28 protein-coding genes are annotated in these 26237 nt (G+C 69.4%); 15 read left to right on the forward strand and 13 right to left on the reverse strand.

The features are described 5' to 3' along the window. Positions 1 to 2: 2 nt before the first annotated feature. From BM252_RS07980 to BM252_RS08015, 8 genes are all read right to left on the reverse strand, one after another. Positions 3 to 1508 (reverse strand): glycoside hydrolase family 3 protein, encoded by a 1506-nt coding sequence (locus BM252_RS07980; RefSeq protein WP_093386026.1) that lies wholly within the window; start codon positions 1506 to 1508, stop codon positions 3 to 5. Further along, complete coding sequence (locus BM252_RS07985; RefSeq protein WP_093386028.1) at positions 1505 to 2323, reverse strand: carbohydrate ABC transporter permease; 819 nt, start codon at positions 2321 to 2323, stop codon at positions 1505 to 1507. The genes BM252_RS07980 and BM252_RS07985 overlap by 4 nt, the downstream gene beginning before the upstream one ends. Beyond that, positions 2323 to 3213: a carbohydrate ABC transporter permease gene (locus BM252_RS07990; protein WP_245774153.1), complete on the reverse strand. Its 891-nt coding sequence runs from the start codon at positions 3211 to 3213 to the stop codon at positions 2323 to 2325. Before BM252_RS07990 ends, BM252_RS07985 begins: the two co-directional genes overlap by 1 nt. A 2-nt stretch (positions 3214 to 3215) precedes the next feature. Continuing rightward, positions 3216 to 4502, reverse strand: a complete 1287-nt coding sequence (locus BM252_RS07995; RefSeq protein WP_174900458.1) for an ABC transporter substrate-binding protein — start codon at positions 4500 to 4502, stop codon at positions 3216 to 3218. 52 nt (positions 4503 to 4554) lie between these two features. Beyond that, positions 4555 to 5568, reverse strand: a complete 1014-nt coding sequence (locus tag BM252_RS08000; RefSeq protein WP_093386031.1) for an SIS domain-containing protein — start codon at positions 5566 to 5568, stop codon at positions 4555 to 4557. 5 nt (positions 5569 to 5573) lie between these two features. Beyond that, positions 5574 to 6671 carry an N-acetylglucosamine-6-phosphate deacetylase gene (gene nagA / locus BM252_RS08005; RefSeq protein WP_093386033.1) on the reverse strand — a complete coding sequence of 366 codons (1098 nt, stop codon included), beginning with the start codon at positions 6669 to 6671 and terminating at the stop codon, positions 5574 to 5576. Then, positions 6668 to 7345, reverse strand: coding sequence for a GntR family transcriptional regulator (locus BM252_RS08010; protein WP_425442280.1), 678 nt, complete (start codon positions 7343 to 7345; stop codon positions 6668 to 6670). Before BM252_RS08010 ends, nagA begins: the two co-directional genes overlap by 4 nt. Before the next feature lie 62 nt (positions 7346 to 7407). Next, a complete protein-coding gene (locus BM252_RS08015) occupies positions 7408 to 8277 on the reverse strand; it encodes a glucosamine kinase nucleotide-binding domain-containing protein (RefSeq protein WP_093386038.1) in 870 nt (289 codons plus the stop codon). Between the two features lie 344 nt (positions 8278 to 8621). Between BM252_RS08015 and BM252_RS08020 the strand changes: the two genes are divergently transcribed. Beyond that, entirely contained in the window at positions 8622 to 8903 is a 282-nt protein-coding gene (locus BM252_RS08020; RefSeq protein ID WP_093386041.1) for a hypothetical protein, read from the forward strand. A 115-nt stretch (positions 8904 to 9018) separates the two neighbouring features. Here the strand turns inward: BM252_RS08020 and BM252_RS08025 are convergent, their stop codons facing one another. Together BM252_RS08025 and BM252_RS08030 are read right to left on the reverse strand one after the other, a co-directional pair. Then, entirely contained in the window at positions 9019 to 10395 is a 1377-nt protein-coding gene (locus BM252_RS08025; RefSeq protein ID WP_093386043.1) for a GIN domain-containing protein, read from the reverse strand. Between the two features lie 188 nt (positions 10396 to 10583). Next, positions 10584 to 10937 (reverse strand): hypothetical protein, encoded by a 354-nt coding sequence (locus tag BM252_RS08030; RefSeq protein ID WP_139236344.1) that lies wholly within the window; start codon positions 10935 to 10937, stop codon positions 10584 to 10586. A gap of 22 nt (positions 10938 to 10959) precedes the next feature. Between BM252_RS08030 and BM252_RS29965 the strand changes: the two genes are divergently transcribed. The 12 genes from BM252_RS29965 (at position 10960) to BM252_RS08085 (ending at position 20896) form a co-directional block, all read left to right on the forward strand. Next, a complete protein-coding gene (locus tag BM252_RS29965; RefSeq protein WP_139236346.1) occupies positions 10960 to 11139 on the forward strand; it encodes a hypothetical protein in 180 nt (59 codons plus the stop codon). Positions 11140 to 11381: 242 nt separating this feature from the next. Continuing rightward, complete coding sequence (locus BM252_RS08035; protein WP_245774154.1) at positions 11382 to 11825, forward strand: LysR substrate-binding domain-containing protein; 444 nt, start codon at positions 11382 to 11384, stop codon at positions 11823 to 11825. A 113-nt stretch (positions 11826 to 11938) separates the two neighbouring features. Continuing rightward, a complete protein-coding gene (locus BM252_RS08040; RefSeq protein ID WP_093386052.1) occupies positions 11939 to 12124 on the forward strand; it encodes a hypothetical protein in 186 nt (61 codons plus the stop codon). A gap of 58 nt (positions 12125 to 12182) precedes the next feature. Continuing rightward, on the forward strand, positions 12183 to 12767 hold the full coding sequence (locus BM252_RS08045; protein ID WP_245774155.1) for a hypothetical protein: 585 nt from the start codon (positions 12183 to 12185) through the stop codon (positions 12765 to 12767). An 18-nt stretch (positions 12768 to 12785) separates the two neighbouring features. Further along, complete coding sequence (locus tag BM252_RS08050) at positions 12786 to 14618, forward strand: AAA family ATPase (protein WP_093386054.1); 1833 nt, start codon at positions 12786 to 12788, stop codon at positions 14616 to 14618. A 1-nt stretch (position 14619) separates the two neighbouring features. Further along, positions 14620 to 15450: a general secretion pathway protein GspB gene (locus BM252_RS08055; protein ID WP_093386057.1), complete on the forward strand. Its 831-nt coding sequence runs from the start codon at positions 14620 to 14622 to the stop codon at positions 15448 to 15450. A gap of 108 nt (positions 15451 to 15558) precedes the next feature. Next, positions 15559 to 17001, forward strand: a complete 1443-nt coding sequence (locus BM252_RS08060; RefSeq protein ID WP_093386059.1) for an esterase-like activity of phytase family protein — start codon at positions 15559 to 15561, stop codon at positions 16999 to 17001. Between the two features lie 93 nt (positions 17002 to 17094). Next, positions 17095 to 17637 carry a molybdopterin-guanine dinucleotide biosynthesis protein B gene (gene mobB, locus BM252_RS08065; RefSeq protein ID WP_093386062.1) on the forward strand — a complete coding sequence of 181 codons (543 nt, stop codon included), beginning with the start codon at positions 17095 to 17097 and terminating at the stop codon, positions 17635 to 17637. A 79-nt stretch (positions 17638 to 17716) separates the two neighbouring features. Next, on the forward strand, positions 17717 to 17917 hold the full coding sequence (locus BM252_RS08070; RefSeq protein WP_093386065.1) for a YjfB family protein: 201 nt from the start codon (positions 17717 to 17719) through the stop codon (positions 17915 to 17917). Positions 17918 to 18341: 424 nt separating this feature from the next. Beyond that, on the forward strand, positions 18342 to 18617 hold the full coding sequence (locus BM252_RS08075; protein ID WP_093386067.1) for a BufA1 family periplasmic bufferin-type metallophore: 276 nt from the start codon (positions 18342 to 18344) through the stop codon (positions 18615 to 18617). 29 nt (positions 18618 to 18646) lie between these two features. Beyond that, entirely contained in the window at positions 18647 to 20329 is a 1683-nt protein-coding gene (gene bufB, locus BM252_RS08080; RefSeq protein ID WP_174900459.1) for an MNIO family bufferin maturase, read from the forward strand. Positions 20330 to 20425: 96 nt separating this feature from the next. Then, positions 20426 to 20896: a DoxX family protein gene (locus BM252_RS08085; protein ID WP_342742474.1), complete on the forward strand. Its 471-nt coding sequence runs from the start codon at positions 20426 to 20428 to the stop codon at positions 20894 to 20896. Positions 20897 to 20939: 43 nt separating this feature from the next. Here the strand turns inward: BM252_RS08085 and BM252_RS08090 are convergent, their stop codons facing one another. Together BM252_RS08090 and BM252_RS08095 are read right to left on the reverse strand one after the other, a co-directional pair. Further along, complete coding sequence (locus BM252_RS08090; protein WP_313872792.1) at positions 20940 to 21203, reverse strand: hypothetical protein; 264 nt, start codon at positions 21201 to 21203, stop codon at positions 20940 to 20942. Positions 21204 to 21369: 166 nt separating this feature from the next. Next, entirely contained in the window at positions 21370 to 21588 is a 219-nt protein-coding gene (locus BM252_RS08095; protein WP_093386072.1) for an RNA-binding S4 domain-containing protein, read from the reverse strand. 179 nt (positions 21589 to 21767) lie between these two features. Between BM252_RS08095 and BM252_RS08100 the strand changes: the two genes are divergently transcribed. Continuing rightward, positions 21768 to 22928: a hypothetical protein gene (locus tag BM252_RS08100; protein WP_093386075.1), complete on the forward strand. Its 1161-nt coding sequence runs from the start codon at positions 21768 to 21770 to the stop codon at positions 22926 to 22928. Positions 22929 to 23195: 267 nt separating this feature from the next. On the opposite strand, the gene fumC is transcribed toward BM252_RS08100, so the two are convergent. Further along, positions 23196 to 24593, reverse strand: coding sequence for a class II fumarate hydratase (fumC, locus tag BM252_RS08105; protein ID WP_093386077.1), 1398 nt, complete (start codon positions 24591 to 24593; stop codon positions 23196 to 23198). Positions 24594 to 24793: 200 nt separating this feature from the next. Here fumC and BM252_RS08110 point away from each other — a divergent pair, with 200 nt between their 5' ends. Next, positions 24794 to 26164, forward strand: coding sequence for a type IV pilus assembly protein FimV (locus BM252_RS08110; protein ID WP_093386080.1), 1371 nt, complete (start codon positions 24794 to 24796; stop codon positions 26162 to 26164). The last annotated feature ends 73 nt before the right edge of the window (positions 26165 to 26237 follow it).

Genomic DNA, 26237 nt, shown 5'->3' on the forward strand with positions numbered 1-26237 from the left:
GTTCAGTCGAAGCCGGGCACCGGCACGCGGCCCTTGGCTTCCAGCTGGCCGGCCAGCCAGGCGTTGACGGCGTCCAGCGCCGGCGTGGCGAAGCCGTAGGTGATCAGCGCCGGCGCGGCGAAGTCGAGCGCCTGGTAGGGGTTCCACAACGCCAGGTGCAGGTCGGGGCGCCAGGTGGCGCGGGCGTGTTCTCCGTAGCGCAGGCGCGAGGTCGAGGCCAGCACGGTGTAGCGGCCGTCCTGCGGCAGCGCGCTCCAGTCGAAGGCCTCGGCGTCGGCGTAGGTGACCAGCTCGACGTCGTACAGCCGGCGCAGCGAGTCGGCCACCACCTCGGCCGGCACGCCGGCCTCGGAGACGCCGTCGCTGACCACGTCCTGGCGCACCACCAGGCGCAGCTTGGCGTCGCGCGCCGGCCGCCGCGGCGCGCCCTTGGCGCTGAGCGCGCGGCGCCAGCCCTCGGCCATCAGCACGCGGTCGCCAAGGTCCTCGGTGTAGGCGCGCGGCCGGCAGGGGTAGGCCTGCGCCAGCGCGGCCAGGCGGCCCAGCCGTTCGTTCATGTCGTCGAGTTGCAGCGTGCCGTCGGCCAGCGCGTGGGCGATGGCGTCGAGCGTCTCCTCCTGGGTTGCGCTGGTGCCGAGCGCCATCACCATGTCGGCGCCGGCTTGCAGCGCGCGCACGGCGGCCTTGCCGACGCCGTAGCGGCCGGCGATGGCGTGCATGTCCATGCCGTCGGTGATGATGATGCCGCGATACTGCCATTGCTCGCGCAGCAGATCGTGCAGGATGCGGCGCGACATGGTGGCCGGGTTGTCGGCGTCGAGCGAGGGGTAGACGATGTGCGCCGTCATCATCGCCGGCGCCGTTGGCGCGGCCATGCGGAAGGGGGCGAACTCGAACTGCTCCAGCTCGGCCAGCGGCTTGTCGACGGTGGGCAGGTCGCGGTGCGAGTCGACGTGGGTGTCGCCGTGGCCGGGGAAGTGCTTGACGCAGCAGGCCACGCCCTCGGCCTGGCTGCCGGCCATCCAGGCCATGCCCAGTTCGGCGGCGCGGCGCGGCTCGGCGCCGAAGGAGCGCTCGGCGATGACCGGGTTGTGCGGGTTGTTGTTCAGGTCCAGCACCGGCGCGAAGTTCCAGTTGAAGCCGAGCGACTTGACGGCGCGCGCCACGGCGGCGCCGGTGCGGTAGGCCAGGTCGCTGTCGTCGGCCGCGCCCAGGCCCATCGCCGCCGGCGGCGCCGGCACCCAGGTCGAGCGCACCACGGCGCCGCCTTCCTGGTCGATGGCGATGAGGGAATCGGCGCCCATCACCTCGCGCAGTTCGGCGGTCAGGCGGCCCAGCTGCGCCGAGTCGCGCATATTGCCGCGGAACAGGCAGACGGCGCGGATGGCGTTGGCCTTCAGGAAGGCGGCGGTGGCGGCGTCCAGTTCGGTGCCGGGGAAGCGCACCATGATCAGTTGGCCGGCGATGCGGCGCAGTTGTTGGTGGCTAGTCGTTTGGGGGGTAGTCATTTCACAGCTCCATCCATGCCACGCATGAAGAATCGTTGAGTAAAGAGGAAGGCGGCCAGGGTCGGCAGCACCGTCAGCACGGTGCCGGCGGCGATCACCCGGGTGCTGCTGCCGAAGGTGCCGCGCAGGTAGAGCACGCCGACCGACAGCGGGAATTCATCCGGCTTGCTCATCACGATCGAGGGCCAGATGTATTCGTTCCAGGCCTCGACCGCCGTCAGGATGCCGACCGTGGCCAGCCAGGGCGCCACCAGCGGCAGCATGATCCTGCTGAAGATGGTCCACTCGGAGGCGCCGTCGACGCGGGCGGCGTCGATCAAGTCCTGCGGCACCTCCTCGAAGGCCTGCTTGAGTAGCAAAATGGCCACCGCCGTCACCACGTTGGGCAGGATCACGCCGGTGTAGGTGTCGACCAGGCTGAGTTTGGTGACGGTGATGAAGTTGACCAGGAAGTTGACCTCGGACGGCAGCACCAGCGTTGCCAGGATCAGGCCGAACACCAGGCGGCGGCCACGGAAGCGCAGCCGCGCCAACGGATAGGCGGCCATCGAGCACAGGGTCAGCTTCCAGAACACCGTGCAGGCGGCGATGAACACCGAGTTGCGCAGGAAGGACCAGAGCGGAATGGCGCGCAGCACCTCGGCGAAGTTCTCCAGCGAGGGCGCGCGCGGCCAGAAGGTGGGCGGGAAGGCGAAGATGTTGCCCTCGGTGGACAGGGCCGTGACCAGGGTCCACCAGAACGGGAACACGCAGACGACGGCCAGCGCGCACAGCACGAGGTAGTGGCCCAGCATTTGCAGGTGGCGTGGCTTCATCAGCGGTGCCTCGGTTTCAGGTAGCGCAGGCACAGCATGGCGATGGCCACGCAGATCAGCGAGACGACGAAGCTGGCGGCCAGCGCGCGCGGCAGCTTGAGGTGTTTCAGGCCCTGGTCGTAGGCGTAGTACAGCGCGGTGAAGGTGGAGTTCATCGGCCCGCCCTGGGTCAGCACGTCGACCTCCTGGTAGGCCTTCAGCGCGGCCAGCACCGACAGGATGGTGCAGACCATGATGGTCGGGCGCAGCATCGGCACGGTGATCCGCCAGAAGCGCTGCCAGCGGTTGGCGCCGTCGAGGATGGCGGCCTCCTGCATGTCGGCCGGCACCGCCTGCAGTGCCGCCAGGTACATCACCATATACCAGCCCAGGCCGCGCCACAGCGTGACGAACATGATGGCGAACAGCGCCAGCGCGTCGTTGGACAACCAGCCGACCGGCGCGCCGACCAGGTGCATGGCCATCAGCACGTAGTTCAGCGCGCCCTGTTCGTGGAACATGAAGCCCCACATGATGCCGACCACCGACACGGTGGTCACCACCGGCACGTAGAAGGCGGCGCGGAAGTAGCGGATGCCGGGCAGCTGGTTGTTGACCAACACGGCCAGGCCGAGCGCGCCGATCTGCACGAAGGGCACCATCAGCAGGAACAGCAGCGAGTTGGTGAGGCCGGTGACGAACATGTCGTTGTCGAAGATGTAGCGGAAGTTGTCCAGGCCGACCCAGCTGGTCGGGCGGATCAGGCTGTAGTCGGTGAAGGCCAGGTAGGAGCCGAAGCCGACCGGCCAGAACGAGAACACCGCCAGCAAGATCAGGGCGGGGGCCAGGAACAACCAGGCTTGCAGGGTGTGGCGGTTGTGGCGATTGTGGTCGAGCATGGGCTTGGGCATGGTCAGCGGCTCCGCAGGGCGGCGAGTTTCTTGTTCCAGATCGTCACCGCCTGGTCGAGCGCCTGCTTGACGTCCTGCTTGCCGGTGACGCCCGCCTCGACCGCCTTGACCAGGTAGCGGCGCAGTTCGTCGTAGTCGTCGATGCCGGCGACGTACAGGGTGTGCGCGTGCGGCATCGAGACGGCGCCCGCCGCGACGGCCTTCTCGGCCGCGCCGGCGCGCGCCGGCAGGCTGGTGAAGAAGGCGTCGTTGGCGGCCTGGCGCATGGCCGGGTAGACGCTGGCCTGCTTGGCGAAGGCCAGCTGGTTGGCGTCGTTGGTGAGGAAGCGGGCGAACTTGCCGACCGCCGGCAGCAGCTTGGCGTCGACCCCGGTGGGCACGGCGAAGTGGATCAGCCAGCCGCCGTCGGCGATGCCGGTCGGCCCCAGCGGTGCCGGCGCGACGTCGGTGATGGCGTAGATGTCCTTGGCGTCGCCCTCGATGCGCTTGAGCGCGGTGGGCGGCGCCAGCAGCATGCCGAGGCGGCCGCCCTTGTAGGCGTCGATCGCGGCGGGGAAGTTATCCTCGGCGAACAGGCTGTCCTTGAGCAGGCCGCCGGCGCGGTAGGTGGCGGCGAGTTTTTCGATCAGCGCGACGTGGCGCGGCGAGTTGAACACGGCGCGCTGCTTGACGATCAGCGGCAGGCCCTGTTGCAGCATCAGGCCGTCGATCTTGGCCAGCGCCGGACACAGGCCGGCCTTGCCGGTGCGTTCGGCGATCTGACGGGCGAAGGCCAACTGCTCGTCGAGGTCGCGCGGGGCGCGCACGATGCCGGCGGCCTTGAAGATGTGGGTGTTGTAGGCGATCACCGCGACGTTGCTGTAGAGCGGGAAGCCGTAGGTCTTGCCGCCGAAGTTGAGGTCCTCCAGCGTCGACGGGATGTAGCGCTCGCGCGCCTCGCCGAGCAGGGCGTCGACCGGCGTGAGCAGGCCGTCGCGGGCGAACTCGTCGGCCCAGGGCACGTTCAGGTTGACCAGCGCGGGCGGCGTGCCGGCCACGATGCGGGTCACCAGTTTGGTTTGGATGACGTCCCAGGGGAAGTCGACCCATTCGATCTTGACGCCGGGGTTGCCGGCCTCGTACTGCCGCACCAGGCCCTCGAAGTAGGGGGTGAATTTGGGCTTCATGCTGAAGGTCCAGAATTCGATCTTGCTCGGCGCGGCCGCGGCGGCGGCGGCCGCGCCGGCGCCCGCGCCCGCCAGGGACAGGCCCAGCGCCATCAATGCGGTCAGCAGCGTGTTGATCTTCATCGATGGTCCGGGCCGGGTGGGCGTGGTTGGGCTAAGCGTGGCTAAGCGTGGCTTAGTTGGTCTTGGTGACTTTGCTCAGGTGGCGCGGACGGTCCGGGTCCATGCCGCGCGCCGCCGACAGCTTGGCCGCCATGACGTAGAAGGCCTGCACCGCGACGATCGGGTCGAGGTCGGGCGTGGCCGCCACCGGCAGGGTCAGGTCGCGCTCGGCCACGTCGGCCGGCGCGGCCAGCAGCACGCGGGCGCCACGGCCGCGCATTTCGGTGGCCAGTTGCAGCAGGCCGGCCTGGGTCGGGCCACGGGTGGCGAAGATCAGCAGCGGATAGCCTTCCTCCACCAGCGCCATCGGGCCGTGCTTGATCTCTGCGCCGCTGAAGGCCTCGGCCTGCAGCGCCGAGGTTTCCTTGAACTTCAGCGCCGCCTCCAGCGCCAGCGGGAAGCTGATGCCGCGGCCGACCACCATGATGTTCTTGGCCGGCGCCAGCACCTCGATGGCGGCCGACCAGTCCTCCTGGGTGGCGGCGGTCAGCGACTCGGGCAGCGCCTCCAGGCCGGCCAGCAGCTCGGGGTCGTTCTGCCATTGCGCCACCAGGCGGGCACCGGCCACCAGGCTGGTGATGAAACTCTTGGTGGCGGCGACGCTCTGCTCCTTGCCGGCGCGCAGGGGGATGGCCCATTCGGCGGCCTGCGCCAGCGGCGAGTCGATGTCGTTGACCAGGGCGACGGTGGTGGCGCCGCCGTCGCGGAAGTAGCGGATCGGTTCGACCACGTCCGGGCTCTGGCCCGACTGCGAGATGGCGATGGCCAGGGTGTCGCGGGTGATCAGCGGCGACTTGTGCAGCGTCACCAGCGACATCGGCAGCGAGGCGACCACGCGGCCGAGGCGGGCCATGATCAGGTAGGCGGCGTAGGCCGAGGCGTGGTCCGAGCTGCCGCGCGCCACCGTCAGCGCGGTGGAGAACGAGGTGCTCCTCAATTTGCGACCCAGTTCGGCGTAGCGCTCGGTGTCGTTGGCCAGTTGGTGGGCAACGCACTCGGCGGCGGACAGGGCTTCTTTCAACATCATTGAGGTCACAGCAGTTCTCCTTCGATATAGACGGCTTTGAGTTTGAGATCGCGGTCGAGCACCACCACGTCGGCGTAGGCGCCGGGGGCCAGGCGCCCGCGTTCCTGCAGGCCGAGGTAGTCGGCCGCATAGGTTGAGACGCGGGCCGAGGCGTCCGCCAGATCGAGGCCGAGTCCGACCAGGTTGCGCAGCGCCTGGTCCATGGTGAGGGTGCTGCCGGCCAGCGTGCCGTCGGCCAGGCGCACGCCGCCCATGCACTTGTGCACGGTGTGGCGGCCCAGCATGTACTCGCCGTCGGGCATGCCGGTGGCGGCGGTCGAGTCGGTGACGCAGTACAAGTTGGGGATGGCGCGCAGGGCGACCTTGATGGCGCCCGGATGCACGTGCAGCAAATCGGGGATCAGCTCGGCGTATTGGGCGTGCGCCAGCGCGGCGCCGACCATGCCCGGCTCGCGGTGGTGCAGGCCGCTCATGGCGTTGAACAGGTGGGTGAAGCCGGCCGCGCCGTGCTCGAGGGCGGCGACGCCGTCCTCGTAGGAGCCGAGGGTGTGGCCGATCTGCACGCGCATGCCGGCCTCGGTCAGCTCGCGCACCAGGTTCAGGTGGCCGGCGATCTCCGGCGCCACCGTGATCAGGCGCAGCGGGGCCAGCGCGGCCAGGCGCTGCACGTCGGCCAGCTTGGCGGCGCGGGCGAAGTTGGGCTGCGCACCGAGCTTGCCGGAGTTGATGTAGGGGCCCTCGAGGTGGGCGCCGAGCACGCGCGCCTCGCCGGGGCGGCGCTCGGCGCAGGCCGCGCCGATGGCGCGCAGGGCCAGCTCGATGTCCTCCGGCGGCGCCGTCATGGTGGTGGCCAGCATGCTGGTGGTGCCGTGGCGGGCATGCACGGCGGCGATGACGCGCACCGCGTCGCCGCCCTCCATGACGTCCTTGCCGGCGCCGCCGTGGACGTGCAGGTCGATGAAGCCGGGGATGACGTAGTCGTCGCCGTTTTGGCTCGGCTCGGCGGCGCTGCCGTGGATGGCGGCGATGCGCTGGTCGAAGGTGATTTCACCGCGTACCCAGCCGGCCGAGGTCAGGATGTTGCCTTGGATTGAACTGCTCATCTGCGTGACTCCGCTACGAATTCATAATAATCACTGCGGCAATACGAGTGGGTCAGTTCCACCGCCGCGCCGTTGTCGAGATAGCTGACGCGGGTGATGTGCAGCATCGCGGCACCCGCAGGAATGTTGGCCAGGCGCGCCTGTTCGGCGTTGGCGTTGACGGCGCGGATATGCTGCAGCGCGCGCATCGGGATGGTGCCGTTGGCCTCCAGGTAGCCGTACAGCGAGTCGGTCACGCTGTGCGGGTTGGGCATGTAGATGGCCGGGATGGTGGTGGTCTCGATGGCCATCACCACCTCGTCGGCGGTGCGCAGGCGCTTCAGGCGCGCCACCGGCATGTTGGGCGACAGGCCCAGCGAGAGTAGTTCGAGCGGCGCGGCGATGCCGATGTCGCGCTGCAGCCAGCGCGAGCCGGCGGTGAAGCCGCGCTGGCGCAGCTCCTCGGAGAAGCTGGTCAGGCGCGACAGCGGTTGCTCCAGCTTGGGCGTGATGTAGGTGCCGGAGCCGCGCTTGCGGGTCAGCATGCCGCGGTCGCACAGCATGTCGATGGCCTTGCGCGCGGTGACGCGCGAGATGGTCAGCATTTCCGACAGCACGCGCTCGGAGGGCAGCGCCTCGTTGGCGCGCCAGTCGCCGGCGGAGATGCCGTCGGACAGCTTGTTGGCCAACTGCATGTACAGCGGGGTGTCGCTGTCGGCGTCCGGCTTGAAATCGCTCAACTGGTCTAGCACAGTCGCTACTCCTTCAGGTGTTGTTGGACCAGGCGCAGGGCGCCGGCGGCGGAGTCGCCTTGCGGCGGCACGACCCGCGCCAGCAGCGCCGGCGGAAGGTAGGCGCGCAGCGGCGCGGCCAGGCCGCCGCACAGGGCGATGGGCAGGGTGCCGGCGGCGTCGAGCGCGCTGCCGATCAGCGCCACCTGGCGGCCCGCCTCGAGCAGCAGGGCGCGCGCCTCGGCGTCGCTGTCGGCGTGCTGCAGCACGATGCGCGCCAGTTGCGCGTATTGGGTTTGGCTGGCGTTGGCCAGCCAGACCTGGATGGCGTGGCGGTTGCCGCCGCAGGCCTCGATGACGGCGCGGGCGTAGTCGCTCGATGCGCGGCGGCCGTCGACCACTTGTTCCATGTGGCTGGCGGCGCGCAGGCCGATCCAGGCGCCGCCGGCCTCGTCGCCGGCCGGGAAGCCCCAGCCGCCCACTTCGTGGCGCGTGCCGTCGGCCTGCAGGATCTCGCCGACGCTGCCGGTGCCCAGCGCGATGATGGCGCCGGGCCGGCCGGCGTGGGCGCCGAGCAGGGTGGTGTAGGCGTCCGATTCGAGCACGACGGCGGCGTAGCCGGGGTTGGCGGCGACGAACTCGGCGGCCCACTCGGGGTTGTGCACGCCGGCCAGGCCGAGGCCGACGGCGATGTGGGCGCGGCCGGGAGTGGCCAGGCCGGCGGCGGCGAAGGCCTGCCCGGCGGCCTGTTCCACCGAGGCCCAGGCCTTGGCGATGCCGTGCAGCAGGCCGGAGGGGCCGGCGGCGCCCTCGGCCAGTTCGACGCCGTCGCGGCGCGCCAGACGTACGCGGGTGCCGCTGCCGCCACCGTCGACGCCGATTAAGTATTCGATCATGTTTGTATGAGCACGCAAATGAGTAGGCCGGTGGGTACGCCAGCGCGGCTTGCGCCGCGACCCGGCGCGGCCCTTGCGGGCGCTGAAACCGGGGAGTTGTGGGGCACTATATTGTTGCCAAACCAGCTTGTCAACAGGTATTTAACTGGTATTAAAAATTTCGGAAGTGGCATTGCAGCGCCTCGCCGCCATTGCAGGCTAAGTCATTGTTTTTTAATGATTCTACGGCCTTGCCATTTGGTATTGTCGTGGTGTGGAGTAAATGCCACTTCGAACTGGTTTTGCCCACCCCGGCGGCGGCAGGGAGTACACTGTCGCCTTTACCCCTGAGTTGGAACGAACACATGAACAAGGCAGTACAAAGCGATTATTGGGACGAGTGGCAGCGCGAAGCGCTGGCGGCGGGCGTCAAGCCGGCCCTGGCCAAGCTGGGCATGGAGGTGCTGCGCGCGCACCGTAAGAACCGTTGGCCCAAGCATTTCCTCGGTCAAATGGACGATGCGCCGATGATGCTCAGCATGTGCCTGGAGGAACCCGACGAGAGCGAGCTGCTGTTCATCGAGAACCTGCACCCCTACGACGCCAAGCTGATCGCCGCCACCAAGAAGCGCCTGTGCTTCGAGTGAGCTAGCGACTAGCCAGGCGGGCGCATGGCGCCGGCTGGAAACGACAACGCGACAACGCCCGGACTAGCGATAGTCCGGGCGTTGTCGTTTGTCGCGGCGGTGATGGCGCGGCGGGCTATTCGCGGCCCTCGCGCTGGCCGTCGCGGTCGATGGTGACCAGGCGGGCGACGCTGTTGGCCGTCTGTAAACGCGGCTTGAGCTTGAGCTGGGCGCTGCCGGGGCCGCGCACCTGCACGTCGGCCTGTTCGGCCTGCAGGTGGCGGCCGTCGAGCTCGCCGCTGCCGCGCAGCTGCGCGCTCAGCGTTTGCGTGCGGCCGTCCAGCTTGACCTGGCCGGGGCCGCTCATGGTCAGCTTGACGCTGTTGCACTCGGGGCTGGCCTGCAGCTCGCCGCTGCCGCTCATCTCGGCCTCGAGCGCGTCGCTGATCTTGTTGAGGTGGATGTTGCCGGGGCCGCGGCTGCGGGCGAAGGCGCGCGCCACCGCCAACTGGCGCGCGTCGAGCCTGCCGCTGCCGCTCAGTTCGGCGCTGAGCGTGGCGCTGCTGCCCGACAGGGTCATGTTGCCGGCGCTGCTGAGGATGACGCGGGCGTTCTGCGCCTGCAGGCCGCGCGCCGTCAGGTCGCCCGAGCCGTGCACCTCGGCGTCGAATTTCTTGATGTTGCCGGCCACGCAGGCGTCGCCCGGGCCGCGCAGGATGGCGCTGACGGCGTCGGCGGCCAGGTCGCAGGCGTGCAGGTCGCCCGAGCCGCTCAGCTCGGCGCGCAGCTCGCCGCTGGCGCCGCTCAGGCGCAGCGAGCCGGGGCCGCGCAGCAGGGCGCTGACGCGGGCCGTCTGCAGGTCGGCGACGCGGACGTCGCCCGAGCCGGCCATCTCGAGCACCAGGTCGGCGCTGACGCCGGCCGCCTCGACGTCGCCGGGGCCGCTGGCCTGCAGCGTCAGGCTGGCCGTCTTCAGCTGGCGCAGGTCGACGTCGCCGCTGCCGCCGGCGTGCACGGTCAAGGCGCGCACGCTGCCGCTGGCGCGCACGTCGCCGGGGCCGTTGGCGTCGAGGTTCAGCTTGTCGCCCTGGAACTGCTGCAGCTCGACGTCGCCGGAGCCGGACGACTTCAGGCTTTTCAGGTCGGGCGCCTGGACGTACAGCAGCAGCTTGGGCTGCTTGCCGAAGCTCAGGCTCCAGCCGACGCGCTTGGCCGGGCGCAGCACCAGCGTCTCGCCGACCACCTTGCTGTCGAGGTCGGCGAACTGCTTGCTGGGGCCGCGCAGGTCCAGCCCGCGCTCGCCTTGGGCGCTGACCACCAGCTGATAGGGGCCGGAGACGTCGATGGCGCTGAACGGCGCCAGGTTGCGGTGTTCGACGCCGACGGCGGCGTCGGCGGCGCGGGCCGGCCGCGAGCGGTCGTCGGCGCGGGCCGCCTGGACGGCGCCCAGGCCGACGAGCAGGCTGAGTAGCAGGGACGGGGCGAGCAGGGCGGGGGTGTTGTGCGGTTTCATGGGGGCAATCGTTGGCGGAGGCTGGGATAGCTAGACAATATGATAAAACAGCGGCCGGTGGAAGGGCCGTGGGACAGAAGCGCGAAACGGCGGGACCAACTGCGCAAAACCGGTGTCGAGCGGGGCGCCGTGGCGGACGAAAAAAAAAGCCCTTGCGAGCAAGGGCTATGGAAACGGCCAGCTTGCCTCTAGGCCGTGAACTTCTCGTCTTGTTCCTTTTGTGCGCTGATGACGAGCAGCACCGCGCCGAGCAGCAACATCGAGTACACCTTCGGCTCGGGCACGGTGGAGTATTTGGTTTTCGACGGCAGGGCATGGGCCGCGAACTGCTGGGCCGCTTTGCTGGCGCGGTCGAACTGGGCGGGCGCGAGGGAGCTGCGCGGTCGGCCCCACGGCGCGCCGCCGCGTCGGAGCTCGGTGTTGGCAAGGAATTGCTCGGCGCCTTGCAGGGCGTCGCCGACGGTGCCGGACTCGGTCTCGACCGTGAGAATCGGTGTGCTGCGGGCCGTGGCGCCGGGCGGCGCCGCGGGTGTGGCTGCCATTGCGGCGGGCAGCGTGGTAAGCATGAAGATGAAGGATGACGCGATTGTTATGTTTTTCATCAAAATCCCCGGTGTTATTGATACCAAGACGCTGGTATGCGTGGCCGTCCGGCTGGGGGCGATGCCTTGCCCGGCCCGGCGGTGTCCGCTGTTTTTTCCGAATGATCTGTCCGCCAAGCGCCGTCCGCCAAACGTTGTTTAGGTGGCGGTAATGGCTTGCATTTGCTTAGAGGCCGAGGTCAATTAAATCATAGTAGCCACCAGCTGCATATTAAAATTTGACAATACGTGTTGTGGTTTTGGAACGGCGAAACTATGGACCGGCTTGGTGCGGGAGGGAAGCTTTCTAGAGGGGAATTTTGCTGGTGTGTCTGCCGGCGGCGGCGAGCCGGGGCAGATTGGCGATCAGTTTCCGTGCGTTCATGATGTGGCTCCAAAAGAGTGTTGTGGTGGCGCCACGCTGGCGGCCCCCTGCGCATCTACTGCCACCCGGGCTTCGGCCGCGACCAGCTGGCGCCGCTGCTGCCGCGCTTTGCCGCCAAGCAAGCCGACATCGTGCTCGACGTGACCATGGACGACAAGAACGTCGACCTGGTCGAGGACGGCTTCGACGTCGGCATCTACATCGGCATCCAGAAGATCGAGCCGAGCATGGTGGCGCGCCGGCTGGCCACCTCGAACGTGATCCTGTGCGCGGCGCCGGCCGCGCCGCGCGAGTTGCGCGGCCACGACTGCCTGAACTACGCTTACGAGGAGCTGCGCCACCAGTGGCCGATGCGCTGCGGCGCCAAGGAGCTTGTTCCCCGAGCCGGAGGCCGACCCGTGGCTGCCGGCCGGCTGAGCGGCGCCGGCTGGAGTTTGCCGCGCCGCCGCCGTTACCATCGATAGAGCAGGGGCGCAACACGGCACGTCAGGGAGTAGTTGATTTGCCGGGCTGGTGTCATAATGCCTGCAGTGCTATGCCGTGAAGGCCCGCATAGGCGCCGGTGAGGGGGGCTGCGATGATCAAGTATATGGGGACGAAAACCACCGGCGACGGGGCGGTGCTTTACCTTTTTTTGGTTAACGGTGTGCCGAAGGAGATCCGCGAAAGCGCCCTGAAGCAACACCCGGGCTGCTACGAGGCGCTGCCGGCCACGGCCAAGGCGCGCATCAGCGCCAACCGCGCCTGGATGTCGAAACTGTAAACGACGGTCGCGGCCGCCTTCGGCGCGCGGCTGGTTCAACCCTGGAGTCTGGCATGGTGTGTCCATCATCGTTGTTGCAAGCGACGCCGCCGGGCGGGCGCCGGCCTTGCTGAGCGCGCGCCGCCTTGGCGGCCCGCCGCTTGGCGCCGGCCGGCCGCCGCTGGCCGCCGCCGGCCTGGCGCTGCTGCTGGCGCTGGCGGCCGCGTCGGCCGGCGCCGCGCCGACCACCTTCGGCACCATCATCGGCAACGGCCTGCAGTGCCGCGACCAGATCGACAACCAGTACTACTACGACTACCTGCTCGGCGCCTTCGGCCCGGCCTACAAGCGCGAGGGCGGCGCCTACTGGTTCAAGACCGACGGCACGCTGTGGGGCATCCCGATCAGCGAGGTGATGGTCAGCGACGACAGCAGCGCGCTGGTGTTCGTCGGCGCCGTCGCCGAGGCCACGCCGGAGAAGCTGGAGCAGGCCATCACCGAGCAGCTCGGCGTGCACTACGCCAAGATCGACAGCTCGGCCTTCCCGGTGCGCGAGGCCAGCCCGGCCGCCCGCATCGTCTATTTCGACACCAAATCCAAGATCTACTGCGCCAAGTTCAAACCGCTGCCGCCCGCGCTCAACGGCCGGCGACCGGGACGCTGACGCACCGCCAGGGCCTTCATGTACACCCAATTTTTCCATCTGAAACAAGCGCCGTTCTCCATCGCCCCCGATCCCCGCTACCTGTTCATGAGCGAGCGCCACCGCGAGGCGCTGGCCCACCTGCTGTATGGCGTCGGCGGTGGCGGCGGCTTTGTGCTGCTGACCGGCGAGATCGGCGCCGGCAAGACCACGGTGTGCCGCTGCTTCATGGAGCAGATCCCGGACAACTGCAAGCTCGGCTATATCTTCAACCCCAAGCTGTCGGTCGAGGAGCTGCTGCTGTCGGTGTGCGACGAGTTCCGCATCGAGCTGGCGCCGCACGGCGCCGGCGCGGTCAGCGTCAAGACCTATGTCGACGCCATCAACCGCTACCTGCTGGCCAGCCACGCCCAGGCCTGCAACAACGTGCTGATCATCGACGAGGCGCAGAACCTGTCGGCCGACGTGCTCGAACAGCTGCGCCTGTTGACCAATTTGGAGACCAGCGAGCGCAAGCTGCTGCAGATCATCTTGATCGGCCAACCCGAGCTGCGCACCATGCTGGCCCGGCCCGAGCTGGAACAACTGGCGCAGCGGATCATCGCGCGCTACCACCTGGGTTCGCTGTCGATCGCCGAGACCGGTAGTTACGTCGAGCACCGGCTGGCCGTGGCCGGCGCCGGCGCGACCTCGGCGGCGCCCTTGCCGCGCCGGCTGATGCCGTTGCTGCACCAACTGAGCAAGGGCGTGCCGCGCCGCATCAACCTGCTGTGCGACCGCGCCTTGCTCGGCGCCTACGTGGAGAACCAGCCGCAGGTGACGCGCGCCATCCTGCGCAAGGCGGCGGCCGAGGTGTTCGCCGGCGAGCGCGCCGTCAAGGCGCTGCGCCGCTACTGGCCCTATGTGGCCGGCGGCGTGCTGGCCGGCGCGCTGATCAGCGGCGCGGCGGCCTGGCATTTGCTGCCGGCATCGCCGGCGGCGCCGGCGGCGCCGGCGGCGACGGACGGCAGGGCGGCCGCGGCCAAGCCGGCCGCAGCCGTTGGCGCCGGCGCTGGCGCGGCAGCCACGGCCGGCGCCGCCGGCTCGGTCGCCGGTTCGGCCAATGGTGCCGCCGGCGGGATCGTCGGCAGCGCCGGGTTGCGCAACGGCGCCGCTGGAACCGGCGCGGTCGGCGGCACCGGTTTGGCCAATGGCGCCGCCGGCGGCGCCGCTTCGACGGCGACTCCTGGCGTCGGTGCTGGCGTTGCCGCCGCCACCGCGGGCGCGGCTGCGGCGGACAGCGAGGCCGTCATGCGCCAGCTGGCCGCGCTGTGGGGGCTGACGCTGCCGGACGGCGAGCCTTGCCAGCTGGCGGCAAAGATGAATTTGCGCTGCCTGCAGGGCAAGGCCACGCTGGCCGAGTTGCGCCGTTTGGACCGTCCCGCGCTGCTGGTGTTGAACGACAATCCCGCCGCGCCGCAGTACGCGCTGTTGATCGGCCTGGGCGACAAGGCGGCGACGCTGAGCGTGGCCGGCCGGCAGCAGAACATCGCGCTGGCGGCCCTGGAACAGCGCTACGCCGGCGAGTACGCCACCTTCTGGCGCGCGCCGCGCGGCTGGCGCGAGCAGGTCGGCGGCGGCGACCACGGCGCCGACGTCGATTGGCTGGCGCGCCGTCTGGCCCAGTTGTACGGCGTGAAGAAGCCGCTCGAGGGCCAGCCGCTGGACGCGGCGCTGCAACTGCGTCTGCGCGAGTTCCAGCAGGCCCAGCAACTCAAGGCGGACGGCGTGGCCGGTCCGAAAACTTTCATCCGGCTCAACCAGCTGGGCGGCGTGGCCGAGCCGCGTTTGCTGGTCAGCGCCAGCGCGGCCGACGTCGTGGCGGGGAAATAATATGTCGTATATCTTGGAAGCACTCAAGAAGTCCCAGGCCGAGCGCCAGCTGGGCGCCTTGCCGACGATCCACGCGCCCAGTCTGCACGGCGAGGTGGCGGCCGCGCCCGGCGCGGCGTGGAAGAAGCCGCTGCCGTTGGCCGTGGTGGCGATGGCGGCGGTCATCGTCGCGCTGCTGGCGCTGGTGTGGCGCCAACCGGCAACGACAGCGGCGCCGGTCGGGGCCACCTCGTCCGCAACGCCTGCCGTTGCCGGCGCGGTGGGCGCGCCCGCCGCCACCGCCGCCGCCGCATCCATTGCGCCCGCCGTTGCCGAGCACGCCGGGCTTGCCGCACCCGCCACGGCGGTCGCGCCGAACCCGGGCTTGGCCGCGTCCGCGCCGGCCCCGGCGCTGGCGGTGCCGAGCGCTGCGGCGCAGCCGGTCGCCATGCCGCCGCCGGCCATCGAAGCGGTCGAGACGCTCAAGCCGCTCAAGACCGCTGCGGCGCCGGCCTCGACCGAGCGCCCTGAGCCGGCACGCAAGCCGGCGCCACTGGCCGCCGCCGCCGACGGCGCGCACGCGCAGCCGAGCCCGCCCGCCGCCGCGCCGGCCGCGCCGGACGACGCCGCGCCCAGCGTGCGCGAGTTGCCCGAACCCATACAGCGGGCGATTCCACCGATCGCCGTGGGCGGCTACATCTACTCGAAGAACCCGGCCGACCGCCTGCTGCTGATCGACAAGGTGCTGCGCCACGAGGGCGAGGAGGTGGCCGCCGGCCTGGTGTTGGAAAAGCTGCTGCCCAAGGCCGCCGTGTTCAACTACAAGGGCTTTCGCTACCGCGTGCCGTACTAGCCGGCGGCGGCCGGCGCCTGCACAGCGGGCTGGCGAAATGAAACGGTCATCAAACCGTCATGTATAAATGTTATCTTCCATGCATTGTCAATTTGCCTGGGAAGATACATGAAACACTTGAGACTGTTGCCGCTGCTGATCGCCGCCGCCTACTACACGCCACACGCCCACGCGGTCGAGCTGATCGCCGTCGGCAGCCTGAGCAGCCTTGGCTTCGACTTGTCGAGCGGCACCGGCGGCGCCCTGGAAAACGGCGCCGCCGGCAACCTGCTGGGCGGCCTGGGTTCGGGCCTGGCCTACGCCGGCAACAACACCTTCCTGGCGACGCCGGATCGCGGCCCCAACGCCAGCGTCTACAACCCGTTGATCGACAACACCACCTCCTACATCCCGCGTGTCCAGACCCTGAGCCTGGGCCTGAGCGCCAACACCAGCGGCAAGGGCCTGGCCTTCAATCTGACGCCGACGCTGAACGCCACCACCTTGCTGTACAGCCCGACGGCTCTGGTCTACGGCAACGGCTCGGCCGGCACCGGCGCCGGCCTCACGCTCGGCGCCGGCACGCCCAAGCTGAACGACGCCGGCCACTACTACTTCAGCGGCCGCTCGGACAACTTCGACGCCGGCAAGTCCAGCGCCAACCCGAACAACGGCCGCCTCGATCCGGAGGCGGTGCGCGTGTCGAAGGACGGCAAGAGCATCTTCGTGTCCGACGAGTACGGTCCCTACGTCTACCAGTTCGACCGCGCCAGCGGCCAGCGCATCAACAGCTTCGCGCTGCCGGCCAGCCTGACGGCGGCCAAGCCGAACGCCAACGGCGACGCCGAGATCGCCGGCAACGCCAGCGGCCGCGTGGCCAACAAGGGCATGGAGGGCCTGGCCATCACGCCGGACGGCAAGACCCTGGTCGGCATCATGCAGGCCAACCTGGCGCAGGACGCCAAGGGCACCGTGCGCATCGTCACCATCGACATCGCCACCAAGGCCACCCACGAGTACGCCTACCAGCTCAGCACGGGCAGCGGCGTCAGCGAGATCGTCGCGCTGAACGACCACCAGTTCCTGGTCGACGAGCGCGACGGCAAGGGCCTGGGCGACGGCTCCAAGGCGGTCGCCAAGCAGTTGTTCATGATCGACCTGAACGGCGCCAGCAGCGTCGACGGCGTGGCCAAGCTGAACGCCGCCAGCCCGTCGGTCAGCAAGTCGCTGTTCCTCGACCTGGTGCCGCTGCTCAAGGCCAACGGCTACGCCGCCAACCAGATCCCGGCCAAGATCGAGGGCCTGGCCTTCGGCGCCGACGTCACCATCAACGGCGTGCTGAACCACACGCTGTACGTGGCCAACGACAACGACTTCTCGGCCGAGGCCGGCGACAACAAGTTCTTCGTCTTCGGCGTGACCGACGCCGACCTGGCCAAGGCCGGCGCCAGCTACGTGCCGCAGTCCATCTCGGCGGTGCCGGAGGCGAGCAGCTACGCCATGTTCCTGGCCGGCCTGTGCATGATCGGCCTGACCGTGCGGCGCCAGCGCAGCGAGATCTTCAAGGCCTGAATGGCCGAGAGTCTTCCCCGGCGCCGGGCCGGGGGGGGGGGCTGGGCTTGCTGCGTATAATGGCGGCAACATCATCCAGCAGAGGGTAGGGCAATGCAAGAAGAGTCAGCGGCGCGGGCGCGCCATGTGGTCGGCGTGGTCGGCCGCTCCGGCAGCGGCAAGACGACGCTGCTGGAGATCGTCGTCGGCCGTCTGGCGGCGCGCGGCCTGAAGGTCAACGTCATCAAGCACAGCCACCACGACGTCGAGCTCGAGCCGCCGCAAAAGGACAGCGCGCGGCTGCGCCTGGCCGGCGCGGCCGAGGTGATGATCGCCTCGCCGTTCCGCTTCGCCGTCATCCACGAGTTGCGCGGCGCCGAGCAGCCGAGCCTGGAGCAGCAACTGGCCCGTCTGGCGCCGGCCGACCTGACCCTGGTCGAGGGCTTCAAGTCCTACGCCTTCGACAAGCTGGAGGTCTACCGCGCCCTCGGCCAGGCGCCGCTGTACCCGGACGACCCGAACATCGTCGCGGTGGCCTCCAACCAGCCCCGGCCGTTTGATCTGCGCGACGGCGTCGCCTGGCTCGACCTGAACGCGCCGCAGGCCGTGCTGGACTGGCTGTTGGCCCGTCTGGCCACGCCGGCGCTGCCGAAATAATTGGCAGGGCGGCCTAAAGCTTTGCCGAAATCGTCCGTAAACAGGGGATAGGCATTCTTGTCCTGTACTGGAGAACCACATGGACGTATCGGGTATTGCTCAGCTGTCGACCAGCATCGCCGACACCGGCACCAAGCAGGCGGTCGGCGTCGCCGTGTTGAAGAAGGCGCAGGACATTCAGGCGTCCAGCGCCGCCGCCCTGATCGAGGCGATTCCGCCGGTTCCGGCCTCGCCGAACCTGCCTTCGCACCTGGGCAGCAGGATCAACACCACGGCCTGAACCGGGCCGCCCTGGTGTTAGCCGCGCGCGCCGCGCGCGGCGCCGTCGCGTCTGCATCATTGCGCCCGGCGCGCCGCCGTCGCTTCCGTTCGCGCTGGTTTCCCCGCCTTTTTCCGCCCCGGCGCCAGCCGTGGCGGCATGTCCGCCTCTTTCTTTGGTTCTTGTCAACAGTCCGCCGCGCCGCCGCGTTATGCATCCGTGGCGCCGTATGCTGCGCTGCGGCGCAATTATTTTCCCGTTTGTTCTGTTTTTGTCAGCAGTATTCAGTAGAATCGCCTGAGTTTCCCCGGGTTGAGATCCCCGTTCAAAAAAATAAAAAATTTGTGTAAGGTGGCGGGGGAGTGGCGCGACTACCGTTCAGTTGCAGACCATCGGGTCGCACTCTTTCGATACTTTACTTTTTTTCCCTTTAAGGAGACTTACCATGAACAAACGTCAAGCCCTGATCGCCGCCGCCCTGGCCACCGTCTGCGCCGCCACCGCCGGCAGCGCCTCGGCCGCCGCCTCGGCCTCGGCCGCCGCCGAAAAAGAGAAATGCTTCGGCATCGCCAAGGCCGGCCAGAACGATTGCGCCGCCGCCAACGGCGCCCACTCCTGCGCCGGCCAGTCGAAGACCGACAACGGCGCCGGCGAGTGGAAATACGTCGCCAAGGGCACCTGCGAGAAGGCCGGCGGCAAAACCTCGGCGCCGGCCAAGTAAGCCAGCGATCCGCTAGCGGAGTGAGCATCATGTCGCAGCGAAGCGCCGCCGTGGCCCCCATGCTGGGCTTCGGCGTCGGCCTGCGGGCGGCGCACTACCGCCAGTTCCTCGAACAGCGGCCGCGCGCCGACTGGCTCGAGGTCCACACCGAGAACTACCTCGACCTGGCCGGTTGGGACTGGCACGTGCTGCAGCAGTTGCGGCGCGACTACCCGCTCAGCCTGCACGGCGTCGGCCTCGGCCTCGGTTCGGCGCGCGGTTTTTCCGCCGCCCACCTGGCGCGCGTGCGCGAGCTGGTGCGGCGCGCCGAGCCGGCCCTGGTGTCCGAACACCTGTGCTGGGGCGCCGTGGCCGACCGCCAGCTCAACGACCTGTTGCCGATGCGCCTGGACGGCGCCGCGCTGGACCTGCTGTGCGAGCGGGTCGGCCGGGTGCAGGACGCGCTGGGCCGCCAACTGCTGCTGGAAAACGTCTCGACCTATGTGCGCTTCCACGGCGACCAGATGGGCGAGGCCGAATTCCTCGCCGCGCTGGCCGCCCGCAGCGGTTGCGCGCTGCTGCTCGACATCAACAACCTGTACGTCAACCAGTGCAACCACGGCGAGGACGCGCTGGCGGCCATCGCCGCCATTCCGCTCGGCGCGGTCGGCGAGATCCATCTGGCCGGCCACCTGGTGACACCGCTGGCGGTGATCGACCACCACGGCGACGTGGTGGCCGAACCGGTCTGGCGGCTGTACCAGGCGGCGCTGCGGCGTTTCGGCACGCTGCCCACGCTGATCGAGTGGGACACCGACCTGCCGGCGCTGGAGATCCTGCTGGACCAGGCCGAACAGGCCCGCGCCGCCGCCGCCGAGGTCGCCGGCGAGCGGGGCGGCAGCGCCGCGCTGCGCTTCGACGCGCCGGCCGGCCGGGCCGCCGCGCCGGCGCCGCCATCGCCGGCCCCGCCGCACACCTTGGCGGCCGAGCAGCACGATTTCGCCGCCGCGTTGTTCGATCCGGCGCAGGCCCCGGTGGCGCTGGCCCGCTTCAAGGGCGCGCACGCCGGGCAGCGTTTCGCCCTGTATCGCGGCAACCTGGGCGCGACCTGGAGCAAGACGCTGGCGGCGGCCTATCCGGTGCTGCGGGCGCTGGTCGGCGCCGAGTTCTTCGACGGCCTGAGCCAGGCCTACGGCCGTGCCCGGCCGTCGGAGGACGCCGACCTGAACCAGTTTGGCGCCCGCTTCGCCGACTTCCTGGCCGGCTTTCCGCATGTCGCCGAGTACCCCTATTTGCCCGACATGGCGCGGCTGGAGTGGGCGCTGCACCGCGCCCACTACGCCGCCGAGGCGGCGCCGGTGACGGCCGAGCAACTGGCCGCGCTGACGCCGGAGCGGCTGGAGGCGGCGCGCTTGCGGCTGCATCCGGCCTGCGCGCTGCTGGCGTCGGAATGGGCCGTGGTGCCGCTGTGGCTGGCGCACCAGGCCGGCGCCGGCGTCGCCTTCCCGGACGACATGACCGCGCCCAGCCACGCCCTGGTGACGCGGCCGCATTGGCGCGCCCGCCTGCTGCCGCTGGCCCCGGCGGCCCATGCCGCGCTGGCGCGGCTGGCCGAGGGCGCCAGTTTCGGCGCCGCGCTCGACGCCGCCTTCGGGCGCGACGAGGCGTTCGACGTGGTCGCCGCGTTGCGGCAATGGATGGAGCACGGTTTGATCGTCGCGATCACACCTTGAGTAGCCGCATACGACGCAGATGACGGCCCGCGGCGGGCGGCTTGCCGCCTTGCCCGTCCGGGCCAGCCGACCGCTTTATCAACCAAAGAGAAAACAATGATGAAAACGATCTTAGGTTTGCACCAGCAGTTGTCCCGTTTCGACGCCACCCTGAGCGACTGGGGCGGCTCCATGCTCAGCCTGGTGCTGCGCTTCTACGTCGGCTCGCAGTTCTTCCGCGCCGGCATGCTCAAGCTGGGCGACTGGGGCGGCACGCTGGCCCTGTTCCGCGACGAGTACAAGGTGCCCCTGTTGTCGCCCGAGCTGGCCGCCTACGTCGGCGTGGCCGGCGAGCTGGCGTTTCCGCTGTTGTTGTTCGTCGGCCTGCTGTCGCGCCCGGCCGCGCTGGGCCTGTTCGCCGTCAACCTGATGGCCGTCGTTTCCTACCCGCAGCTGTTCAGCTTCGACTGCCCGGCGGCGATCAACGACCATTTCTATTGGGGGGGGATGTTGTTGGTGTTGCTGGCCTTCGGCCCGGGCCGCTTCTCGCTCGACGCGGTGATCGAGAACCAGCGCGCCGGACGCTGAGCGGGCGGCGCCGCGCGGCGCCGCCCGCCGCCGGCGCCCCGGCTCAGCGGAAGGCGCGCAGCACGCGCGCTTCGCCGTCGGCCTCGTGGTGCAGCGCGCAGGCCGCGTCGGTGGCCTGGATCATGCGGTCGAGTTGCTCGTCCTCGAAGCGGGCCAGCTCCTCGGTGGCCGCCTGCAGCGCCTGGGCCAGTTTGGCCCTGGCGTTCTGGTACAGCGCGGTGTGGTACTGGTCGGTGTTCTTCAGCAGCTCCTCGGCGTTTTCGATCACCTGGCGCAGATCGCCGATCAAGCGTTCCTGGCTTTGCATATTGGGTTGCTGAGGGCCGTCCATGGCGTTCCCCTGTGACTGGTTGAAAAGAAGCGCGCGGCCCAAGGCCCACTATAGCGACGGCCAAATCGGGGCGGTTTGCGTGCGCTCAAGCGCGCTGGCTCCTTTCAGCTTAGTTCTATATTGCCCAAATGCAAGAGCAAAATCAAGCGGCGTCGACGCTGATTTTGACGTCGCCCACGCTGACCTGCTGGCCGGCGCGGATCTTCGCCGTCTTGCGCAACTCCTTCTTGCCGTCGACCTTGACCACGCCGCTGGCCACCATGACCTTGCCGGCGCCGCCGCTGTCGCACAGTCCGACCAGCTTCAACAACTGGTTCAACTCGACAAATTCCCCGCTCAACTCGAAACTGACTTTCTGCATTTTATCCTCTGTTGCATTGATGTGTAATGTGGCTTGCCACCACTCCGGCAAGTGTAGCGGCATTCCGACAGGCGTATAGTTTACTCGATCCCCGATGTCGCTTTGGCATTGCTATAAGGAAAATCAATTGCTAAGCTGAAATTGCTACTTGTGGCAGCACTCGTTCGCGAGAGGTCATCATGAAAACGTTCCGCTACTACCTCCACCCCGGCGCCCTCGGCTTGGCGCTCGCCTCCACGGCGGCCCTGGCGGCCGATCCGTTCAGCGCCACAGCGGCATCGGCGACGGCCGACAATCGCTTCCGCCCCTACCAAGCCTGGCAGTACCAGACTGGCGGCGCCACCCAGCACGCCGGCGCGCTGTTCTCGGCGATGGACCGTGCGGCGGGCCTGATCGAGCTGGCGCAGCCGGGCCGCAGCCTGAGCCTGGCGGCCGATGGCAGCGCCGTCGCCTTCGCCCGGCGCGACGCGCGCGGCACCGTGGTCGGCTTCGGCGCCGGCGGCATGAGCGGCAAGTTCTTCGGGCTGGAGGCGTCCGGCCTGGCGCCGCTGGAGCTGGCCGGCGGCGGCAAGTTCAACGCGCCCTACTATGCGATGGTCAACGACGCCAGCCACGCCGGCGTCAGCTTCGCCACCAGCGGCGGCGGCCGCCTGCGCGTCGGCGCCTTGTCGGCCAGCAGCCCGCGCGCCGATCCGCTCGGCCTGCTCGTCGGCGAGCACGGCAAGCGCTTCCTCAGCAGCGCCGAATTCGAACAGAAGATGGGGCGGGCGGTGGGCATCGTCAGCTTCGGCATGTTGCGCGAGAGCGGCTCGCTGCTGGGCAGCCAGCAGACCCAGGCGCTGGCGCTGAAGACCAGTCCGACCACGGTGTTCACCTCCTTGTCGGTGGGCTACGCGCTGTCGCCCAACAGCTCGCTGGTGGCGATGGCCTCGTCCGGCCGCACGGCCGGCTTCGGCGGCGCGGACAGCCTGATCGGGCAGGTGACCAGCGTGCGCACGGTGGCCTACAGCGTGGGCTGGTCGCGCACCCAGCTGTGGCACCGCTCGGATCGCCTGGGCTTGACGCTGTCGGTGCCGGCCATGGTGCGCGACAGTACGCTGCAACTGGGCGGCCAGCTGGCGCCGACCGGCCGCGCCGCGCTGGGCTATGACAGCCGCACGCTGAACCTGCGGCCGACGGCGGTCGAGCGCGACCTGGAACTGAGCTATGCCCGCGTGCTGGGCTACCAGGGCAGGCAGGGCAAGCTGACCGGCGCGTTGATGCTGCGCGTCAACCCCGGCCACGACGCCACGGCGCGCCCGGACCTGCTGATCGGCGTGCGCTACTCCTTCGGCTTCTGAGGCTATCACTACCTACTCCGGCAGCCCGAAACGCCACGGGGCTCAGCATAGGCGGGGTCAGTGCCGACATTCGGACACAGGCTCAGCATTACACATAGGCGGGGTCAGTGCCGACATTCGGACACAGGCTCAGCATTACACAGCCTCGGTGGCATGAGCAATGGTTGAGGTTGTGTCCGAATGTCGGCACTGACCCCCGGGTCGTGTCCGAATGTCGGCACTGACCCCCGGGTCGGCGTCCCGACTATCCGTGGGCCGGTGCAGCGGCTAGCCCTTGGCGTTCGGCCGCGTCATGGCCAGCGGCACGATCCACTGCTCGAACTGCTGCTCGGTGACGAAGCCGAGCGCCAGCGCGGCCTGCTTCAAGGTCGTGCCTTCATGCTGCGCCCGCTTGGCGATCTGCGCCGCGCGGTCGTAGCCGATGTGCGGCGCCAGCGCCGTCACCAACATCAGGGAACGCTCCATCAGCTCGCCGATACGCTCGCGGTTCGGCTCGATGCCGCGCGCGCAGTGGTGCTCGAAGCTGCGCATGCCGTCGGCCAGCAGGCGCGCGCTCTGCAGGAAGTTGTGCGCCATCAGCGGCTTGAACACGTTCAACTCGAAGTTGCCGGAGGCGCCGCCGAAGGTCAGCGCGACGTCGTTGCCGAACACCTGGCAGCACAGCATGGTCAGCGCCTCGCACTGGGTCGGATTGACCTTGCCCGGCATGATGGAGCTGCCCGGCTCGTTCTCCGGGATGCTGATCTCGCCCAGGCCGGAACGCGGGCCGGAGGCCATCCAGCGCACGTCGTTGGCGATCTTCATCAGCGCCGCGCCCAGGGTCTTGAGGGCGCCGTGGGCCGACAGCAGCGCGTCGTGCGCGGCCAGGGCGGCGAACTTGTTGTCGGCGCTGCGGAAGGGCAGGCCGAGCGCGCGCTCGAGCTCGGCGGCGATGCGCGCGGCGAACTCGGGGTGGGCGTTCAGGCCGGTGCCGACGGCGGTGCCGCCGGCGGCCAGTTGCAGCACGCCGGGCAGGGCCTGCTCGATGGCCTGCTCGGCGAAGTCGAGCTGGGCGACGTAGCCGGAGAACTCCTGGCCCAGCGTCAGCGGGGTGGCGTCCTGCAGGTGGGTGCGGCCGATCTTGACGATATCGGCGAAGGCCTCGCTCTTGGCCGCCAGCGTGGCGCGCAGCTGGCGCAGCGCCGGCAGCACGGCCTGGCGCAGCGCCTGGGCGCAGGCGACGTAGACGGCGGTGGGGAAGATGTCGTTGGACGACTGGCCGCGGTTGACGTCGTCGTTCGGGTGCAACAGGCGGCTTTCGCCGCGCAGGCCGCCCATCAGCTCGGAGCCGCGGTTGGCCAGCACCTCGTTCATGTTCATATTGGTCTGCGTGCCGGAGCCGGTCTGCCACACGGCCAACGGGAACTCGCCGGCGTGCTTGCCGGCCAACACCTCGTCGGCGGCCAGGGTGATCGCCACCGCCTTCGGCCCGTCGAGCAGGCCGAGCTCCAAGTTGACGCGGGCGGCGGCGCGCTTGACGCTGGCCAGGGCGTGGATCAGCTCGGGCGGCATGCGTTCGGTGGAGATGTGGAAGTGCTCCAGCGAGCGCTGGGTCTGCGCCCCCCACAGCTGCCCGGCGGGGACCTCGATGGGGCCAAAACTGTCGCGTTCGGTTCTGCTGCTCATGGCATTCCTTGCGGTGGGGGTGGTGTCGGCCATTTTAGCGCAGGGACAAGATTGATGTTTTTGTCACGACGAACGGATGGTGGCCGACAGCAATTATTTACGGAGGGCTACAAAACGGCGATTTTCAGCCGTTATAGCTGATACACTTCAAGAATTCGCATCCAAGCGACCACGACATGCAGCGCAGACCACTTTTTTCGATGACCTCGCGCGCTGGCGCCTTCCTGTTGGCGGCACTGCTGTGCCCGTCCGTGCGGGCGGTCGAGCTGGGCGACATCACCGTGCGCTCCTATGTCGGCCAGCAATTGTCGGCCGACATCGAGCTGATTTCGCTGGCGCCCGACGAGGTGGCCGGCCTGCCGGTGCGGCTGGCGCTGCCCGACGTGTTCAGCGGCGCCAACATCCGCATGAACCCCGCGCTGGGCACGGTGCGCATGTCGGTGGTGCGGCGCGACCAGCGCCAGTTCCTCCACGTCACCACCTTGCAGGCGGTCGACGCCAACTACATCCACCTGTTCCTCGAACTGGGCACGCCCGGCCGCCAGGTGGTGCGCGCCGCCACCGTCTGGCTGCAGCCCGATCCCCATCCGCTGCCGCCGCCGACGTCGGCCTATGCAGCTCCGGCACCGGCGCCGGCGCCGCTGTCGGCGCGCGCCTCCCTGGCGCCCGGCGAGGAGCTGGACGAGTTGCCGCCGCCGCGCATGGCGCCACGTCCGCCGGCCGGCGGCGTTGCCCGCCACCCGGCCGCGTCTGCCGTCGCGCCCGCGCCTGCGCCCGCCGTGGCCGCCCGTCGTCGCGCCACCGCCACCACTGCCGCCGATGCCGCCGCCAAGCCGATGCCGCCGCCCATGCGCCAGGACGCCGGCGCAGCGGCCTGCGTGGCGAAGCCGGCCGGCCTGAGCGCCAAGGAGTGCGTCGCCCTGGATTATCGCAATGCCAGCTTGTCGACCAAGTTGGTCGAGTTGGAGGACAAGGTCAAGGTGCTGCAACACGCGCTGGAGTCGCCGCCGGGCGCCGGCAAGACGCCGCCGCCCATAACGCCGGCGCGGCCGCCTGCCGCCGGTGCCGCCACGGCCGGAGCCGGCCATGCCGCCGCGCCGGCCGCCGCGCCGGCCGCCGCCCTGGTGGCGCCGCACGCCGAGTCGGCGCCGCCTGGCGCGCCGGGCTCGCATGCCGACACTGCGGCGCAGGCCACGGCCGCGCCGCACGCCGCCGCAAGCACGTCGGCGGCCTCGACGGCAACGGGCGCAGCGACGGACGCGCACGCCGCGCCGCCGCCCATCGTGGCCGCCCCGGCCGCCAAGCGTCTGCCCAAACTCAAATACAGCGACAAGAAGGAAAAGCCGCCCGAGCCGGCCGTCAACACCGGCCTGCTGGCCGCCGCCGGCGCCGCCGCGCTGCTGCTGGCGCTGGGTTTGTTGTGGTACCTGCGGCGCCGCCGCAAGGCCGCCGGCATGGGCAGCGCGCCGCTGAAGATCTGGCAGGGCTGGCGCAAGAAGAAGCCGGTCGAGGCGGAGCAGCCCTTGCCGGAGGTGATGCCGGAAGAGTTGCTGGAGCAGGAAAAATCATAAAGTCAATAAGCATTTTGAACAGGCTCGACAATTTTCAAAAATGTAGGTTATACTAACTCCGTGCTCTTAGCAG

It is taken from the genome of Rugamonas rubra (assembly GCF_900114705.1).
In the GTDB taxonomy this organism is placed as follows: domain Bacteria; phylum Pseudomonadota; class Gammaproteobacteria; order Burkholderiales; family Burkholderiaceae_D; genus Rugamonas; species Rugamonas rubra.